At 50.8% G+C, this 15,689-nt stretch carries 15 protein-coding genes and 1 tRNA gene; all 16 read right to left on the minus strand.

Going from position 1 to position 15,689, the window contains the following annotated elements; genetic code table 11:
- Window positions 1-32: 32 nt before the first annotated feature.
- Window positions 33-108 (minus strand) — tRNA-Trp (locus ABFZ84_RS11415).
- A 54-nt stretch (window positions 109-162) separates the two neighbouring features.
- Window positions 163-1,329 carry a lipid-A-disaccharide synthase gene (gene lpxB / locus ABFZ84_RS11420; RefSeq protein ID WP_369314142.1) on the minus strand — a complete coding sequence of 389 codons (1,167 nt, stop codon included), beginning with the start codon at window positions 1,327-1,329 and terminating at the stop codon, window positions 163-165.
- On the minus strand, window positions 1,326-2,168 hold the full coding sequence (locus ABFZ84_RS11425; protein ID WP_369314143.1) for an LpxI family protein: 843 nt from the start codon (window positions 2,166-2,168) through the stop codon (window positions 1,326-1,328). The genes lpxB and ABFZ84_RS11425 overlap by 4 nt, the downstream gene beginning before the upstream one ends.
- A complete protein-coding gene (lpxA, locus tag ABFZ84_RS11430; RefSeq protein WP_369314144.1) occupies window positions 2,168-2,953 on the minus strand; it encodes an acyl-ACP--UDP-N-acetylglucosamine O-acyltransferase in 786 nt (261 codons plus the stop codon). Before lpxA ends, ABFZ84_RS11425 begins: the two co-directional genes overlap by 1 nt.
- Before the next feature lie 10 nt (window positions 2,954-2,963).
- Entirely contained in the window at window positions 2,964-3,428 is a 465-nt protein-coding gene (fabZ, locus tag ABFZ84_RS11435; RefSeq protein ID WP_369314145.1) for a 3-hydroxyacyl-ACP dehydratase FabZ, read from the minus strand.
- A gap of 4 nt (window positions 3,429-3,432) precedes the next feature.
- Window positions 3,433-4,422, minus strand: coding sequence for a UDP-3-O-(3-hydroxymyristoyl)glucosamine N-acyltransferase (gene lpxD, locus ABFZ84_RS11440; protein WP_369314146.1), 990 nt, complete (start codon window positions 4,420-4,422; stop codon window positions 3,433-3,435).
- 97 nt (window positions 4,423-4,519) lie between these two features.
- Window positions 4,520-5,158 (minus strand): OmpH family outer membrane protein, encoded by a 639-nt coding sequence (locus tag ABFZ84_RS11445; protein ID WP_369314147.1) that lies wholly within the window; start codon window positions 5,156-5,158, stop codon window positions 4,520-4,522.
- 34 nt (window positions 5,159-5,192) lie between these two features.
- A complete protein-coding gene (gene bamA / locus ABFZ84_RS11450) occupies window positions 5,193-7,805 on the minus strand; it encodes an outer membrane protein assembly factor BamA (RefSeq protein WP_369314148.1) in 2,613 nt (870 codons plus the stop codon).
- A gap of 9 nt (window positions 7,806-7,814) precedes the next feature.
- Complete coding sequence (locus tag ABFZ84_RS11455) at window positions 7,815-9,074, minus strand: M50 family metallopeptidase (RefSeq protein ID WP_369314149.1); 1,260 nt, start codon at window positions 9,072-9,074, stop codon at window positions 7,815-7,817.
- Between the two features lie 18 nt (window positions 9,075-9,092).
- A complete protein-coding gene (locus tag ABFZ84_RS11460; protein ID WP_369314150.1) occupies window positions 9,093-10,310 on the minus strand; it encodes a 1-deoxy-D-xylulose-5-phosphate reductoisomerase in 1,218 nt (405 codons plus the stop codon).
- Window positions 10,311-10,312: 2 nt separating this feature from the next.
- Complete coding sequence (locus tag ABFZ84_RS11465) at window positions 10,313-11,161, minus strand: phosphatidate cytidylyltransferase (protein ID WP_369314151.1); 849 nt, start codon at window positions 11,159-11,161, stop codon at window positions 10,313-10,315.
- A gap of 9 nt (window positions 11,162-11,170) precedes the next feature.
- Entirely contained in the window at window positions 11,171-11,929 is a 759-nt protein-coding gene (locus ABFZ84_RS11470) for an isoprenyl transferase (protein ID WP_369314152.1), read from the minus strand.
- A gap of 71 nt (window positions 11,930-12,000) precedes the next feature.
- Window positions 12,001-12,546 carry a ribosome recycling factor gene (frr, locus tag ABFZ84_RS11475; protein WP_369314153.1) on the minus strand — a complete coding sequence of 182 codons (546 nt, stop codon included), beginning with the start codon at window positions 12,544-12,546 and terminating at the stop codon, window positions 12,001-12,003.
- 68 nt (window positions 12,547-12,614) lie between these two features.
- The gene (gene pyrH, locus ABFZ84_RS11480; RefSeq protein WP_369314154.1) at window positions 12,615-13,367 is read right to left on the minus strand and encodes a UMP kinase; all 753 of its coding nucleotides are present in this window, start codon (window positions 13,365-13,367) and stop codon (window positions 12,615-12,617) included.
- Between the two features lie 161 nt (window positions 13,368-13,528).
- A complete protein-coding gene (gene tsf / locus ABFZ84_RS11485; RefSeq protein WP_369314155.1) occupies window positions 13,529-14,437 on the minus strand; it encodes a translation elongation factor Ts in 909 nt (302 codons plus the stop codon).
- Window positions 14,438-14,573: 136 nt separating this feature from the next.
- On the minus strand, window positions 14,574-15,371 hold the full coding sequence (gene rpsB, locus ABFZ84_RS11490; protein WP_369314156.1) for a 30S ribosomal protein S2: 798 nt from the start codon (window positions 15,369-15,371) through the stop codon (window positions 14,574-14,576).
- Window positions 15,372-15,689 lie beyond the last annotated feature (318 nt).

A 15,689-nucleotide genomic window follows, 5' to 3' on the forward strand; every position in this document is an offset into this window, starting at 1 on the left:
TTTTGAAAATCAACAAAAATTTCCGTTAAAAATGGCAGGGGCGGAGGGACTCGAACCCACGGCCCTCGGTTTTGGAGACCGATGCTCTACCAACTGAGCTACACCCCTAGGCCAGCTCCATGCATTAAGCTGCCCGGGCAAAGCTTTCAATAGCGATTTACGTTATTTTGGCCAAATCTCGTCTAAAACCGCATTTGCGGCAATGCTTTGGGTATTGTCCCCAGAACCAGTCAAAGCGGTCACCAGCGCTGGAAATGCACCAATCTGAGCCGCCCGAGCATTGCCGTCCGACAGCAAATTGATCACGGCAGCGGCTATTTTCTGTGGTTCACAATTTTCTTGGATAAATTCGGGTACAACCTCGCGTTGAGCGGCAATGTTGATTAACGAGGCATATTTAGTCGTTATCACACGCCGCGCCCATGTGGCTGTTAGGCGGCCGACACGGTATGCGACTACAGTTGGGGTGCTTTGGATAGCGAGTTCGGTAACCACCGTTCCTGATGCGGCAAGCGCGGCATTAGCCGCTGCGAACGCATCATGCCGCTCAGCCTTCTCAACTATGATGGGGGTGCCTGGCCATGTCTCACCCATGGGTTCCAGCATTTGTGCTACATTGGGTGCCGCGACAATGACAGTGCGCATATTTGGAAATCTCTGGGAAATCAGCTGAAGTGATTGCCGGAATGGTTCTTGGAGACGTTGCACTTCGCTCTTACGGCTTCCTGGTAACACAGCAAGGAGCGGTGTTTGGTTCGATATCCCATACTTACTTCTGAACGCTACCCCTTCACCGGGGCGGTTTCGCATGTCCTGAAAACCCGAATGCCCGACCCAAGTTGAGGACAATCCATATTTTTCAAAATACTCCGGTTCGAATTCAAAGAGGCAAAGCATTGCGTCGAAGAGTTCAGAAGCTGTTTTTGCGCGATTTGGCCGTGATGCCCAAACTTGGGGTGCAACATATTTTATTAGCTTTGTTGTCGGTGACTGTTTGCGAATTGTTTTAGCGGCTAAATGAGCAAAGGCCCAGCTATCGATCAGAATACAGGCATCAGCATGACTCTTTGCTGCATTATTGGCCAATATGCGTGAAGCGCTTACCGCTGCCGGCAAGGCACGTAATGCATCAATCGGTCCGATGACGGAAAATGGTTCTATAGGAAAAAGGCTTTTCAAGCCCTCACCTATCATCGATGGCCCGCCAGACCCGACAAAGTCAATTTCATTGTGTTTGGCTTTGAGGGCTTTCATTAATGAGGCACCAAGATCATCTGCTGAAGGCTCAACAGCGCAAACCATTATGGTGAGGTGCCGGTTTTTACTCACGCTTCTTGGAGATCCCGTGGATCAAACCCGTAAACAAAAATTCCAGATTGATCCGCTAAGGTTACAACTTCGTTCCTATCTATAATCAAAGCGACTGATGCCTCTATTGCGATCCCGGAAAGCCCGGCGGCGGCGGCGCGCTTGATGGTTTCAATACCAATCACTGGAAGATCAACGCGCAGCTCTTGGCCCGGTTTTGGTCGCTTCACCAAAACACCACCTGATTGAATACCGTTGGGTAACTGTATGCAGCGATCAAGCATAGCATCAGTACCCTCAGCGGCTTCAATCGCGAGAACAAGTCCATTTGCGACAACAGCCCCCTGTCCCACATCATATGGTCCGAGCGCGTTAATGATAGATGCTGCTTTTTTAACATCACTCAGGTTTTCTGATGTCGGAACATTTTTTCCGATTGCGCCATGTGGTGCTGTTAGTCCCTGTACGGCTTCATCTACGCCAATAACAATAAACCCTTCAGCCTCGAAAGTCTTGACCAGGAGATCCAGCAACGCCCCATCACCTTTTGCAGCTGCCGAAGCCAGCCTTGGTAGAATAGCGGCACCGCGCCAATCGACTTTTAGACTTTTGAACTCTGGGCGCTGGACCATGCCGGCTAGAATTACGGCATCGCATTTCGCTTCTTTTAATGACCGGATTATTTTTCCGGCTTCGCCTAACGCGCAATCGACACCCGGGAAATCATTTAAGGATGGGTCAGCCATTCCCTTTAAGCGGATAAAGAAAATATCTTCGCCACGTGCTTTCGCAGCAGCAGCTATGGTAAACGGCAGCGCGCTGCCGCCAGCGATAATACCAAGTTTTTGCCACCGAGACATTAGTGACGATCAGGTGTCATCAACGGGCGGGACTCACCTTGTAGGATGAATTCGAGAACCCGTAAAACTTCTGGGCAGGAACCATATTTTTCTTGAACAGCGGCGGTTCTCTCTTTGAACGTTAAGTCGCTATCAAAAAGCATTCGGTAAGCCGCACGCAGATTAAATATTGTTTGGCGGGAAAATCCACGGCGTTTTAGTCCGATAATATTCAAGCCAACAAGATGGGCATGATTACCAACAGCCGAGCCAAAAGGAATAATATCGCCGGCAACGGCAGCGCACCCGCCCACAAACGCATAATCGCCTATTCGGCAAAACTGATGGATCGCGCAAAGCCCACCCAGAAATGCAAAGTCTCCAATTTTTACATGCCCGCCAAGTGTCGCATTATTCGCAAAAATTACTTTATCACCGATCGTACAATCATGTGCCACATGTGCGCCTGCCATAAAGAAACCGCCGTCACCAATTTTGGTGACGCCGCCGCCGGGGGCAGTTCCTCGGTTCATTGTGACATGTTCGCGAATAATATTGTCTTCGCCAATTTTCAAAGCGGTATTGTCACCGGTGCACGCTAAATGTTGCGGCGGCCCACCCAAAACTGCGTAAGGGTGCACAATTGTCCGCGCACCAACTTCGGTGGCACCTTTAATGACGACGTTGTTTTGCAAGACAACGCCATCATGCAAAACAGCATCCGCACCAATATAACAAAAGGGGCCAACAGACACGTTTCCGATCTGCGCGCCCTCTTCGATAATTGCAGTGGCGTGAATACTCATACTTTTAGGGTCAAAATGGCTGAGCTAGCATTGCAGAAAATTGTGCTTCCGCTGCACGCTTTCCATCGACGGTCGCGATACCCTCAAAACGCCAAACTGGTGCGCGGCGCTGAACGGTACGAACGGCTATACGTAATTGGTCACCCGGAATAACAGGTTTTCTAAAGCGGGCCTTATCAACCCCCATGAAAAGTACGACCTTTCCTTCGACTTCGAGGTTTTCAGTATAAGACGTATACGCGGCGGCTGACTGCGCCATGGCTTCGATGATTAGAACGCCAGGCATTACGGGCTTTTGCGGAAAATGGCCTTGAAAAAACTGCTCTCCATAGGAAACATTTTTAATACCAACTGCCCCCTCGCCGGGTTTAATATCGACCAGCCGATCAACAAGAAGCATTGGATATCTGTGCGGAAGAAGTTGCATCAGTTCCTCGACTTCGAGGACGCTTTTTCCGGGCTCAATTTTTGACATGGTTTCAACCATTCCTTCTTTTTGTCAGTCGTGTCAGAGCCGCGACTTCTCGCAACCATTCTTTTACCGGCTTGGCCGGTCTACCGCCCCATTTTTCACCGCTTGGGACGTCATGCATCAATCCGGACCCAGCCGCAATCTGCGCGCCATCACCGATGCGAAGGTGATTAGTCATTCCGACCTGTCCGCCAATCAAAACCCCGTTACCGATAATGCAACTACCTGAAATTCCTGATTGGCCGGCGATAATACTGTGCTGTCCAATTTGTACGTTGTGGCCGATTTGGACTAAATTGTCGATCTTAGATCCGCGCCCAATGTGGGTGTCTTCTAAAGCGCCGCGATCAATGGTGACATTCGCGCCAATTTCCACGTCATCTTCGATTAAGACGCGCCCGAGTTGCGGGACTTTAACCAATCCTTCATCGCCAGGAACGAAGCCGAAGCCAGGCTGGCCGATGCTCGCACCGGGAAGGATGTGTACATTTTCACCAATAATTGTGTGTGTGATGACAACGCCAGCTTCAATAATTGAACCCGATCCGATTTCAACGCCGGGGCCAATGGTGACATTCGGCCCGAGCGTGACATCGTTTCCTATAACGGTGTCGGCAGATACATAAGTCGTTTCATCGATACTGATCGCCTTGTCGAACTGGGTCCGGCGTTCTGTAAAAGTTTTGGAACGGTGAAGTTTCGATGCGAGGATTGCAAAAGCTAGTTTTGGTGATTGTGCTAAAGCGACGGCTCCACCGGTAGGTATTTCGCCATCATATGCGTCAGGTAAAATTAGTAAGCCAAACTTTCGGGGGAAGTTTTGCGCTGCTGGTTTTTCACAAAACAGCAATGTGTCTTGATCCTCGGGGCCATTAAGTCGTTCAGCACGTGAGCATTCATTACTTTGGTCGCCAAAAACCCGCGTTGCACGGATTAATGTGACGGCATCTTTTATGGAAATCGGTGATAAGGTTTCAAAAAATCTTTGATCTAGCATCAAATCCCACTTTTCAATCGTTCGAAACCTATTTTTTAAAATAAAAACGGCCGGCGTGATGCGCCGGCCGTCAATAGAATTGAAGAAGCTGGCTCGCTTAGTTCTTTTTCGCGTTTTGCGCTTTTGATTGTGCTTCTTTGATTTGCTTTTCGATTTCCGCAAGTGAAACTTTCTCAACGTCAACTTTTGGAAACTTCTTATCGAGCGCAGACATAACCTCTTGGGTGATATCCGTTTCTGGTGCTGCGTACATTACAGCGGAACGGTCCAGAAGGATTGTAGCACCACGTTTGTCGACGATATCTTTAAGAATAGGCTGGCTTTCAACAAGAATTTTGGTTTGCGCTTGTTGAACTGCCGCAGAAAATGCCTGCTCCATGATTTGTACACGTTGCGGCATACCATATTGTGAGCGAACAGCCAGATCTTGTTCCGTTTTCTGACGAACTTCATCAGACATCAAAGACGCATTCTTTTGAAACGACTCGATTTCCTTTTTCAATTTACCAGCTTCGGATTCGAGTTCCTTCTCAACATTTACCTTTAGTGACTCAGCCTGTGATGGAATTGTTTTTCCTGCTTTCGACTGACTAATCAGCATTGCACGGTCAACAATCAGAATAACCGGTGCCTTTTGAGCACTTTGGGCTTCCGCGTTGTTAACGAATGCGCCACCGGCAAACGCAGTTAGAACGAGCGCCGCAGCGCCGGTCATCGCAATCAATTGTTTCTTCATTTCTCTATACCTCTACCTTTTATGCCCTTTTACCCTAGAAGCTCGTCCCCGCGCTGAATCGGAAGCCCTCAGTCCGGTCGTACTCTTCCTTGATCAGGATTTCAGCAAAATCAAATCTAACCGGTCCGAAGGGAGAATCCCAGCTTACCGTTACCCCTGCCGTTACACGTAATGAAAGATCATCTTGAATAGGCGCAAGTTCCGCTATGCCGTCACCATCGACGTCAAGATAAAAATCTGGGTTTGCATTCAATGCCTTAGTCGCTGGATCCACGCCACCCACCGTACCAAAGTCACTAAATAGTGCTGCGCGAATGCCATATTCGCTCGGTAGTGGCAAAGGAAGTAAAATCTCTGCCGAACCAATAGCATACATTTTGGCACCAATCGACTGACCCACCGGCTGAGCATTTTGGATGGTTGTCAAGAAACGCGGCCCAACACCAGCAACTTCAAATCCGCGGAAGGTCGATGCGCCTTCGAAGAAGCGGTCTGACAAGCGAACACCGTCACCACCATAACCGTCGATGTAACCTGCACGGCCTTTTAGAGCGCCGATGAAGTTACCGATGATTGGGTGATAGAAAGCGCCAGTGAGTTCAGTTTGATAGTAATTTACGTCGCCGCCGAGGCCCGCAATGCCGACAGAACCACCGGCACGCCACCCTTTTCTTGGCGTGATCGGATCATCACGATGGTCGAATGATAAGCTAGCCCCGACCAATGACGTTAAGAAGTTACCACGCGATTCACATGTTGGCGTAAGTGACTGTACGATGAAATTACAAAGGTTCGTTTGCACGGTTTGTAACTGATTGCCGGCACTATCCACCAAGGGAACAATTTGGCCGGAGGAATCAAACGTCGTCGCGGGTGTCACGGTGTATTCTGATGGAGCAACCCCAGTGGACAGAATGGTTGCTGGGTCAGCGTTAAAGGCGATGTTTTGCGACAACACACTATCAATAATTACGCTATCGCGGGTGAGCATGTAATTAACGCCGCCACGCCCATATTCAGAAACCTGGAAACCAGCGTTAAGACCAAAACCAATCCGGTCACGAACAAAGCCAGATTCCTTATAGTCAGTACGCTGATTGAAGATCGAACCGCCCGCAGCCAAGTTTCGGTCGAGGAAATATGGTTGTGTAAAGCGAAGATCGACCTGCCGTGTTCGCGAACTCGCCTGTACCCGGAAGCGCAAGAACTGGCCACGGCCCATCAAGTTTCGTTCTTCGACGGATAAATCGACAATGAAGTTCTCTGTCGATGAAATACCGACGCCGACACTGAATGAACCGGTTGATTGTTCATCTACAGTAACGTCCAATTCGGTACGGTCTGGTGCGGAGCCTGGCTTTTCTTCGATGTTGACGTCTTTAAAATAGCCAAGAGACCGGATGCGCGCTTTTGAGCGGTCAACCAAGACACGGTTAAAGGCGTCGCCTTCTGCGAGGCGTACTTCGCGACGAATAATTTTATCGAGCGTTCGGGTGTTACCCTTAATGTTGATGCGGTCCACATAGACACGCGGGCCTTCATTGACCTCGAATGTAATATCAATCGTATTCGTATCAGCATGGCGATTCAGGCGCGGATTCACATCCACGAATGCATAACCGGCAGACCCAGTTGCGAATGTCAGGGATTCAACGGCTTTTTCGACACGTTCGGAGTCATAAACCTGACCCTCGCGGATCGGCACGAAATTGGCGAGAACATCGCCATCAAGTTTGGCAAGTGTGGTTTTAACCCGCACTTCACCAATCTCGTATTGTGGCCCCTCGTCGATCGTAAAGGTCACGAAGAAGTCTTTGCGGTCAGGCGTTAGCTCGGCAACGGCCGAGACAACGGAGAAATCAGCATAGCCATTTTTACCGTAAAATTCGCGAAGTAACTGACGTTCGTATTCGAGACGGTCAGGATCGTAATTATCGAAGTTCGTAAAGAAGCGCCACCAACGACTTTCCTTGGTAAGAATTTCGCCGCGCAGTTCGTTGTCGGTGAAGACTTCGTTGCCAAGGAAGTTTACCTTGGCGATCCCGGTTTTAGGCCCCTCATCGACTTCGTAAATCACATCGATACGGTTCTGCTCTAGCGGCGTAACTTTTGGCGTCACTGTGGTCGCAAAACGGCCTTTAGCGCGGTATAGCTCGATAATTCTTTGAACGTCCGACTGCACCTTGGCGCGGGTATAAACCGTTCGCGGTGCAAGCTGGATTTCGTCAGTTATTTTGTCGTCTTTGAGCCGCCGATTACCTTCAAAGATAACTCGGTTAACAATCGGATTTTCTGCGACTTCGATTAACAGAACATGGTTTGGCTGCATCTCTAGTTTTACGTCAGAGAACAGGCCAGTGCGGAATAGCGTCTTTAGTGAGAGATCGAGAAGCTCTTCATCAGCAGGCATGCCAGGCTGAACCGGAAGGTAGGACCCAACGGTCTCTGCTTCGATGCGTTGATTACCGCGAACCGCAATGCCTTGGATGATCGGCGCTGGCTCATCAGAGAACAAGTTATCACTCAGGGATGGTCCTGGAGTTGCGTCAGGCTGTTGCGCCCAGCCCGATGTGACAGTCACAGCTATCGCCGCGACAAATCCAATAATAGTGCGCATTACCCCGCCCCCCGACTTATACAAACTCATGCCGCCGCCTTAGCTAATTGTTGAAAGCAGGTTGTTGATGTCGTTCCACGTTACAAAAATCATGAGCGACGCCAACATGACGATGCCCATCTTAAAACCGATCGCTTGTGCCCGAACCCCGAGCGGACGACCAGCGACAGCCTCGTATGCGTAATACAATAGATGCCCGCCGTCGAGAACCGGAACCGGAAGAAGATTAAGGAATCCGATAGAAACTGAAACAACGGCTGCTAAAAAGATGAAATCAACGAGACTAGCCCGCAATTTCACGAGAAAAGACGGGGGTTCGCGATACGACGAATCATCAAACCCGGACATGACAGATTGTCCGGCATATTGTGCCATTTTAACCGGACCACCGAGCTGACTTACGTCTTCTTTGCCGAGAATCACCTTGCCCAGGAACTGAATCGTCAATTGTAGAATGCGCCCCAGCTCTTCGAACCCGACACCAACGGCCTTGATCGGCCCGTATTTTTGATAGGTGTAAAACTCCTCGCCCGGCGGCGCGATTCCCAACTGCCAGCGGCTAATCTTGTTACCGTAGCGGTCCACATCTTCAATTCGGCGTGGTGCGACAACGATCGAACTCATCTCACCCGCCCGGTCAACCTCAAAACGAATGTCGTTTCCGCCGCTTACAAGCACAGTGTCATATAGATCACCGAACTTTGTAATCTTGCGACCATTAGCGGAGACGATTCGGTCACCCGCAACAAAACCCGCAAGGGCCGCAGGGCTATCTTCAGAAACGCCGCCTACGACGGGTTCTAACGAGCCGCGCCCCAATGTCATGAATAAGAGTGCAAAAATTGCAATCGCTAGAACGAAGTTGGCTAATGGTCCCGCAGCAACGATCGCAGCGCGTCGCCAGACGGGTTTGAAATGAAAACAAACTTTGCGTTCTTCGGCCGTCATCCCACCAGCGATTTCTTTTGCTTCATCGGGGCCGGGAAATTGTGTTGTGACGGGTTTTTGCGCCGCATCGGCCGGTGCTTGCGACGCTGCATTTAAATCGCCGAAAAATTTTACATACCCGCCGAGGGGCAAGACTGAAATGCGCCACTCCGTGCCTTTCTTATCCATCCACTTCAGGATGGGTTTTCCAAAGCCGATAGAGAACACATCAACGCGGACGCCCAACAAGCGGGCAACTGAAAAATGACCATATTCGTGAAAAAACACGATGATCATTAGCAAGAGCATGAATGCAATAAGAGAAATGGGCAATACGAGAACGGCCTCGAGTGGGATCCCTGCGAGCGACATCAAAACATTCCGTCCTAGTTAGGCCGCAGCTTTAGCTGCAACGCATTCTTCCGCCATACGGCGCGCTTGTGAATCTGCGTCCATGGCTTCTTCCAACGTACTCAGAGTCGCCGGACCATTAAGCTTTACAGACCTATCCAAAACTTGCTCGGAAATGGCAGCAATTTCAAGGAATTTGATCCCTCCAGCGAGGAAAGATGCTACGGCCACTTCGTTCGCCGCGTTGAGTGCGGCCGGCATAATGCCACCTGCCATGATCGCCTCACGTGCGAGGCGAAGCGCAGGAAATCTAATTAAATCAGGAGCTTCAAAGGTTAATTTGGCAACCTGCGCAAAGTCTATTTTGGCACTTGGGCTCGGCGTTCGGGTTGGCCACGCTAATGTGGTCGCGATAGGCGTGCGCATATCGGGAGTCCCTAATTGCGCAAGCACAGACCCGTCTACGTATTCCACCATTGAATGGATTACTGATTGTGGATGGACCAAAATCTCAATCCGCTCATGGGGAACCGGGAAAATGTGTGCGGCTTCAATGAGTTCGAGCCCCTTGTTCATCATCGTGGCCGAATCAACGGAAATCTTGGCACCCATAGACCAATTTGGATGAGCAACGGCCTGCGCCGGTGTCGCCGACACCATTTCATCCCTGCTCCAATCGCGGAATGGCCCGCCTGAAGCCGTTAGAATAAGGCGCGAAATTCGTTCTGACTGGTCGAAATCAAAAACCTGGAAGATCGCATTATGTTCGCTGTCTACGGGCAATAATGCACCGCCAGTCTTGGCAATGGCCGCCGTTAACACGTCACCGGCACACACCAAACATTCTTTGTTCGCAAGCGCGATATCAGCGCCGCGCAACGCTGCTTTCAGCGTTGGCCGCAATCCAGCCGCACCAACGATTGCGGCCATAACCCAATCAGTGTCTAGCTCAGCAGCGTCTTCAACCGCTGATGCGCCGGCACCACATTTAATGCCGCTACCCGCGAGCGCGGCGCGAAGGTCGTCGCCTTTGCTCTCATCCGCGACGGCGACAAATTCCGGCTTATATTTGAGGGCCTGCTCAGCAAGTTTCTCAACATTGGTGTTCGCTGTCAGTGCCGCGATTTCAAAATTCGCCTCACCCAAATCGCCGGCATGATCCAGAACGCTAAGCGTCGATTCACCAATAGAGCCGGTTGACCCCAGAATCGCGATACGGCGCTTTTGTTTCGTCGCTGATGTGAGTTTCGTCCCCATAACTACCCCTGGAGTTTTTCTATCAGCATATAGAGGAGAATCGTTCCCGTCATTGCTGCAGTCGCGAAGATCATCCCGTCAAGCCGGTCAAGAGCACCGCCATGCCCCGGAATAAACCCGGAAATGTCCTTGAGCGAAAAGTTCCGCTTAAAGCCGGACTCCACCAAATCACCGATTACGGATGCAGCCCCTAACCCACCACCAACAAGGAAATATGACAACGCTGCGCTTTTATCGAACATAACGATCCCCGCAATGGTCCCAATGACGCTGCCAAATATGATCCCGCCGCAAATACCAGCCCATGTTTTTGTCGGTGATAATGCGTGGCTGATCTTTGGTCCGCCAATAAATTTGCCAAAAACAAACGCACCGGTATCTGCTGCCCATACGACAGTGAAAAGCACGACCGTAAGCGCCAGCCCCTGCGGCAAATCCAATCTGAGCCAGATTAAAGCAATACACGGCATCATAATGTAAATCGCGGCAAAGGCGGACCACACGCCGCTACCGGAGTTTTGCCGCGCAAGGAACGCGGCGATCAAACTGCTGCTACCTGCGGCCACAAATGACATCGAATAAATTCCACTAGCGGCGAAAAACATCGACACTGCGCCGCCGAACGCCAGCGCATAAAACGCATGGGAAAACGCTTTGCGCTCGACCATACGCGACCATTCAAACAACATTACGATGCAAGCAAAGGCGATCATGGCCGCAAACGCGGAACCGCCTAGGAAAATGGCACTGATCACTAATGGAATCATGACGAGCGCGGACAGAATACGACGACCAAGCGCGCCTATTGTTGCCGGTTTTCCGGTTTCTTTATTATTGATTATGGGTGACAATTTTTGTCCCTAACTGGAGCCGACGCCACCATAGCGGCGCTCGCGGCTGTAATATTCCTCAATGGCTTCGGCAAATTCCTTTTTCGAAAAGTCCGGCCACAGAACATCAAGGAAAACATATTCGGCATATGCGGCCTGCCATAACAGGTAGTTTGAAACCCGTTTCTCGCCACTTGTACGAATAACAATATCAGGATCCGGGAGGCCCGCTGTATCCAAATAACCAGCGATCGTTGCCTCGTTGATATCCTCAGATTTAAGTGTGCCGGATTTGATATCTTTAGCCATAGCCCGTGAAGCGCGAGTGATCTCGTCACGGCCGCCATAGTTAAAGGCAATCTGTAGCACAAATGCTGTGTTATCGCGTGTTTCTTGCTCTGCGCGGTTTACCAGTGCCCTCAAATCCAACGACAGGTTTTCTCGGTCGCCAATAATCCGAACACGGCAGTTTTCTTCTTTTAAACGCGGCAGGTCGCCAACGATAAACTCGCGTAATAAACCCATCAGGTCACGAATTTCGCCTGCGGGGCGACGCCAATTTTCAGTCGAGAATGAATAGAGCGTTAGATGGGTTAGCCCTAGCTCCCTCGCGGCTTCAACACTACGTCTTGCCGCTTCTACGCCTTCTTTATGGCCTTCGGTCCGTGTCAGTCCGCGTGCTTTCGCCCAGCGTCCATTGCCGTCCATAATGATGGCAACATGCTTGGGTGCCCGCAGGTCACTTTTTTCAGGGCGGTTAGATGGAGAATGTGCGGGTGCTGCGGTCATACGCGATCCAGTGCCTTTCGGCACCCTATCAACTGACTATCGCATTCCTGAGGCAAAATTCTGATCCTATCTTATACTTGCATGATTTCGGCTTCTTTGGTGGCAAGCGTCTCGTCAACTTTTTTGACCATTTCATCCGTAAGCTTCTGAACGTCGTCCGAAAGCTTTTTCTGCTCATCTTCGCCGCCATCTGTCGTTTTGACGGCTTCCATGCCTTCGCGCCGAACATTACGGATCGCGACTTTTGTTTGCTCGGCATATTTTGCGGCAACCTTGGTCAGTTCGACCCGGCGTTCTTCGGTCAATGCCGGGATCGGCACGCGGACGCTTTGACCATCCACAACGGGGTTCACCCCAAGACCAGATTCGCGGATCGCCTTTTCCACTGCGCCCACAAGGCCCTTGTCCCACACACTGATCGAGATCATGCGCGGCTCAGGCACGCTGACGGTCCCGACCTGCACCATCGGCATCTTTGAGCCATATGCATCCACGTCAATTGGCTCGACTAGGCTGGCGCTGGCACGGCCAGTCCGCAAACCCAAAAACTCGTTTTTCAAGGTGGTGATGGCACCGTCCATGCGTTTGCGAAGTTCTTTGATATCAAAACCGCTCATGCCGTTCATTCTCCTACGTTTCTTATCGCCTGATTTTAAGGTGAAAATCGGCGTCTGTCTTGTTCAGATTATGGCTTTTGGTCGCTAATCACGGTGGACGCACCCTCGCCGGTCAACGCCCCGACAACACCACCACTGACGCCAATCGGAAATACGACGATTGGAATATCGCTCTCTCGGGTGAGCGAGATTGCCGCCTGGTCCATAACTTTAAGATCGCGCATTAGGACCTCGTGATAGGAAAGGTGCTCAAAACGCTCAGCTTTGGGGTCAGTTTTGGGATCGGCTGAATAAACACCATCAACCTGCGTGCCTTTTAACAACGCATCACAACCCATCTCGGCCGCTCGCAATGCCGCCGCCGTGTCTGTCGTGAAGAACGGATTACCGGTACCCGCCGCAAAAATTACAATCCGGCCTTTTTCCATATGGCGCAGGGCGCGACGACGAATATAGGGCTCGCAGATCGCTGTCATCTCTATCGCCGAAAGAACCCGCGTATAAAGGCCGATACGCTCTAGCGCGTTTTGAACTGCAAGTGCGTTCATAACAGTCGCGAGCATGCCCATATAATCTGCGCTGGCCCGTTCCATTCCCTCGGCTGCCGGAGAAACGCCGCGGAAAATATTACCGCCGCCAATCACAAGGCAGATTTCTGCACCAAGCGCTTGGGCGTCTTTTACTTCGTTAGCGATCCGGCTAACGGTGTCGTTATCAATGCCATATTGTCCCGGCCCCATCAGCGCTTCACCACTGATTTTCAGCAATATTCGACGGTATTTAAGGGGTGAAGAGCTATTTTCTTGGGACGATTGGGTCATGGTGTCAGCCTTCTGAGTCGCGCCGGTTACACTACTGCCTTGACGATGGAATTGGCAGCCCTAGCGCTTACTATACATATGTAAAAGCGCCGCGAAGGACTGCCCCACGCGGCGCTTTTGAAGCGTTTGGCCGCTGACGTCAAACGCCAGCAGCGGCATTTTTAATCGTCGTCGTCGCTTTTCTCGACGCCATCACCCAGTTCTAGACGGGCGAAGCCAACAAGTTCGATCGGGGCACCGACATCTTTTGCGGCTTTTTCGAGTACGGCAGATACTTTAGATTCGCCGTCGATGACGAAAATTTGCTCGAGAAGCACTGATTCTTCGTAGAATTTACGAAGACGTCCTTCGACCATTTTCTCAATGATGTTTTCCGGTTTTCCAGATGCACGAGCCTGATCAGCAAGAACGCTTTTCTCGCGCTCAACAACTGTTTGGTCGAGTTCCGCAACATTTGCGGCCAACGGGCGAGCCGCAGCAACGTGCATTGCGATCTGTTTGCCGACGGCTTCGAGCTTGGCTTTGTCGCCAGAAGATTTAAGACCAACCAGAACACCAATTTTGCCCAAGCCGTCTGCGGCTTGGCCGTGGATGTAGTTGGCGACAACGCCCTCTTCGACGACGATGCCCTGCGCGCGGCGCAGGTTCAGGTTCTCGCCAATTTGGCCAACCATTCCGGCAATATGCTCGTCAACGGTTTTATCGCCGCCAGCAAACTTTTCATTGCGAAGTTTTTCGAGGTCGCCATCCACAGACAATGCTATCTGCGCGACATCGCGAACCATAGCCTGGAAAATTTCGTTACGTGCAACGAAATCTGTTTCTGAGTTCAGCTCAACGACAACGCCTGTTGCGCCAGATGCGTTCGCTTCGACAGCAACAGCAACAAGACCCTCTGATGCGGTGCGGCCAGCTTTTTTAGCGGCTTTTGAAAGGCCTTTTTTACGCAGCCAATCAACTGCGGCGTCTACGTCGCCATTGGATTCCTGCAAAGCGGTTTTGCAGTCCATCATGCCGGCGCCAGTCATTTCGCGCAATTGCTTCACTGTTGCTGCGGTAATGCCAGACATTGGTTTGCTCCTTTATTTGATTATATCGACGCCTTTATATCGGCGCGTTTTATCACAGTTTTAATCGCATTTTGCGAAAGGCGGGGCACGGTCAAAACCACGTCCCGCCCTTATTTAGTTACGCAGAGCGCATATTTTAAGCGGAAGCTGATTCCGCTTTAGGCGCTTCGTCAGCTGCTTCTTCAGTAAGAGCTGTTTCAACGGGCGCATCTTCGAAATCGCCAATATCAACACCGAGAGCTGCGTGGCTTTCACCAATGCCGTCGATAACCGCATCTGCAATCAGGTTGCAGTAAAGCGAAATCGCGCGTGATGCGTCGTCGTTACCCGGAATGACGTAATCAATATTGTCTGGGTCACAATTTGTGTCGACGATCGCAATGACAGGAATGCCAAGTTTGCGCGCTTCTTGAATAGCGATTGCTTCTTTTTTCACGTCGATGACGAACATAAGATCAGGCAGACCGCCCATCTCACGAATACCGCCTAGTGACGCCTCAAGACGTTCCCGCTCACGGTTGAGCTGAAGTGTCTCTTTCTTGTTGAGACCAGAACCACCACCTGCGAGGCGTTCTTCCATCTCTTTTAGGCGACGGATTGAGTTTGAAATTGTTTCCCAGTTGGTCAGTGTACCACCGAGCCAACGCACATTCATATAGTATTGTGCGCAGCGGCGAGCGGCTTCTGCGACTGGGCCTTGGGCCTGGCGCTTCGTGCCAACGAACAACACGCGACCGCCACCAGCAACAACATCACGCACTTTTACGAGTGATTGATGAAGCAATGGGACGCTCTGTGATAGATCGAGGATGTGAATGCCGTTACGTTCGCCAAAGATGTAGTTTTTCATCTTTGGGTTCCACCGGTGTGTTTGGTGGCCGAAATGTACACCAGCTTCTAATAGCTGACGCATGGAATATTCTGGCAATGCCATTTTCCTATGACTCCTTCAGTTTTGACCGCCGCGGCGCGTGGAATTACCGACAAAGCCCAAAAGCCCGCCGGATCACTGAGGATCACGCCGCGTGTGAGATGGCGCGCGCTATACGCTTTCTTTGGTTTTGACGCAAGTCAAAAGCCCAATTTTGGCGGCGTTTACGGTCAAATCTGCCCTTCATTCATCAAACTCAACACCAAACATCATACGACACTATAAAAGCATGAGGATAGATTCGTATAACCATCTGGAATCTTTATGGTTTCTCATGTTTCGCCGTTTTCTACGGACTATGCCCCGGCGGCGAATATGCTA

Source organism: Hyphococcus lacteus (assembly GCF_041058985.1).
In the GTDB taxonomy this organism is placed as follows: domain Bacteria; phylum Pseudomonadota; class Alphaproteobacteria; order Caulobacterales; family Parvularculaceae; genus Hyphococcus; species Hyphococcus lacteus.

What these genes read in the sequence shown, in the direction of transcription:
- ABFZ84_RS11425 (WP_369314143.1), bottom strand. Translation starts at nt 2,168, where the DNA reads ATGTCTCGGTGGCAAAAACTTGGTATTATCGCTGGCGGCAGCGCGCTG.
- lpxA (WP_369314144.1), bottom strand. Translation starts at nt 2,953, where the DNA reads ATGAGTATTCACGCCACTGCAATTATCGAAGAGGGCGCGCAGATCGGA.
- fabZ (WP_369314145.1), bottom strand. Translation starts at nt 3,428, where the DNA reads ATGTCAAAAATTGAGCCCGGAAAAAGCGTCCTCGAAGTCGAGGAACTG.
- lpxD (WP_369314146.1), bottom strand. Translation starts at nt 4,422, where the DNA reads ATGCTAGATCAAAGATTTTTTGAAACCTTATCACCGATTTCCATAAAA.
- ABFZ84_RS11445 (WP_369314147.1), bottom strand. Translation starts at nt 5,158, where the DNA reads ATGAAGAAACAATTGATTGCGATGACCGGCGCTGCGGCGCTCGTTCTA.
- bamA (WP_369314148.1), bottom strand. Translation starts at nt 7,805, where the DNA reads ATGAGTTTGTATAAGTCGGGGGGCGGGGTAATGCGCACTATTATTGGA.
- ABFZ84_RS11455 (WP_369314149.1), bottom strand. Translation starts at nt 9,074, where the DNA reads ATGTCGCTCGCAGGGATCCCACTCGAGGCCGTTCTCGTATTGCCCATT.
- ABFZ84_RS11460 (WP_369314150.1), bottom strand. Translation starts at nt 10,310, where the DNA reads ATGGGGACGAAACTCACATCAGCGACGAAACAAAAGCGCCGTATCGCG.
- ABFZ84_RS11470 (WP_369314152.1), bottom strand. Translation starts at nt 11,929, where the DNA reads ATGACCGCAGCACCCGCACATTCTCCATCTAACCGCCCTGAAAAAAGT.
- frr (WP_369314153.1), bottom strand. Translation starts at nt 12,546, where the DNA reads ATGAGCGGTTTTGATATCAAAGAACTTCGCAAACGCATGGACGGTGCC.
- pyrH (WP_369314154.1), bottom strand. Translation starts at nt 13,367, where the DNA reads ATGACCCAATCGTCCCAAGAAAATAGCTCTTCACCCCTTAAATACCGT.
- tsf (WP_369314155.1), bottom strand. Translation starts at nt 14,437, where the DNA reads ATGTCTGGCATTACCGCAGCAACAGTGAAGCAATTGCGCGAAATGACT.
- rpsB (WP_369314156.1), bottom strand. Translation starts at nt 15,371, where the DNA reads ATGGCATTGCCAGAATATTCCATGCGTCAGCTATTAGAAGCTGGTGTA.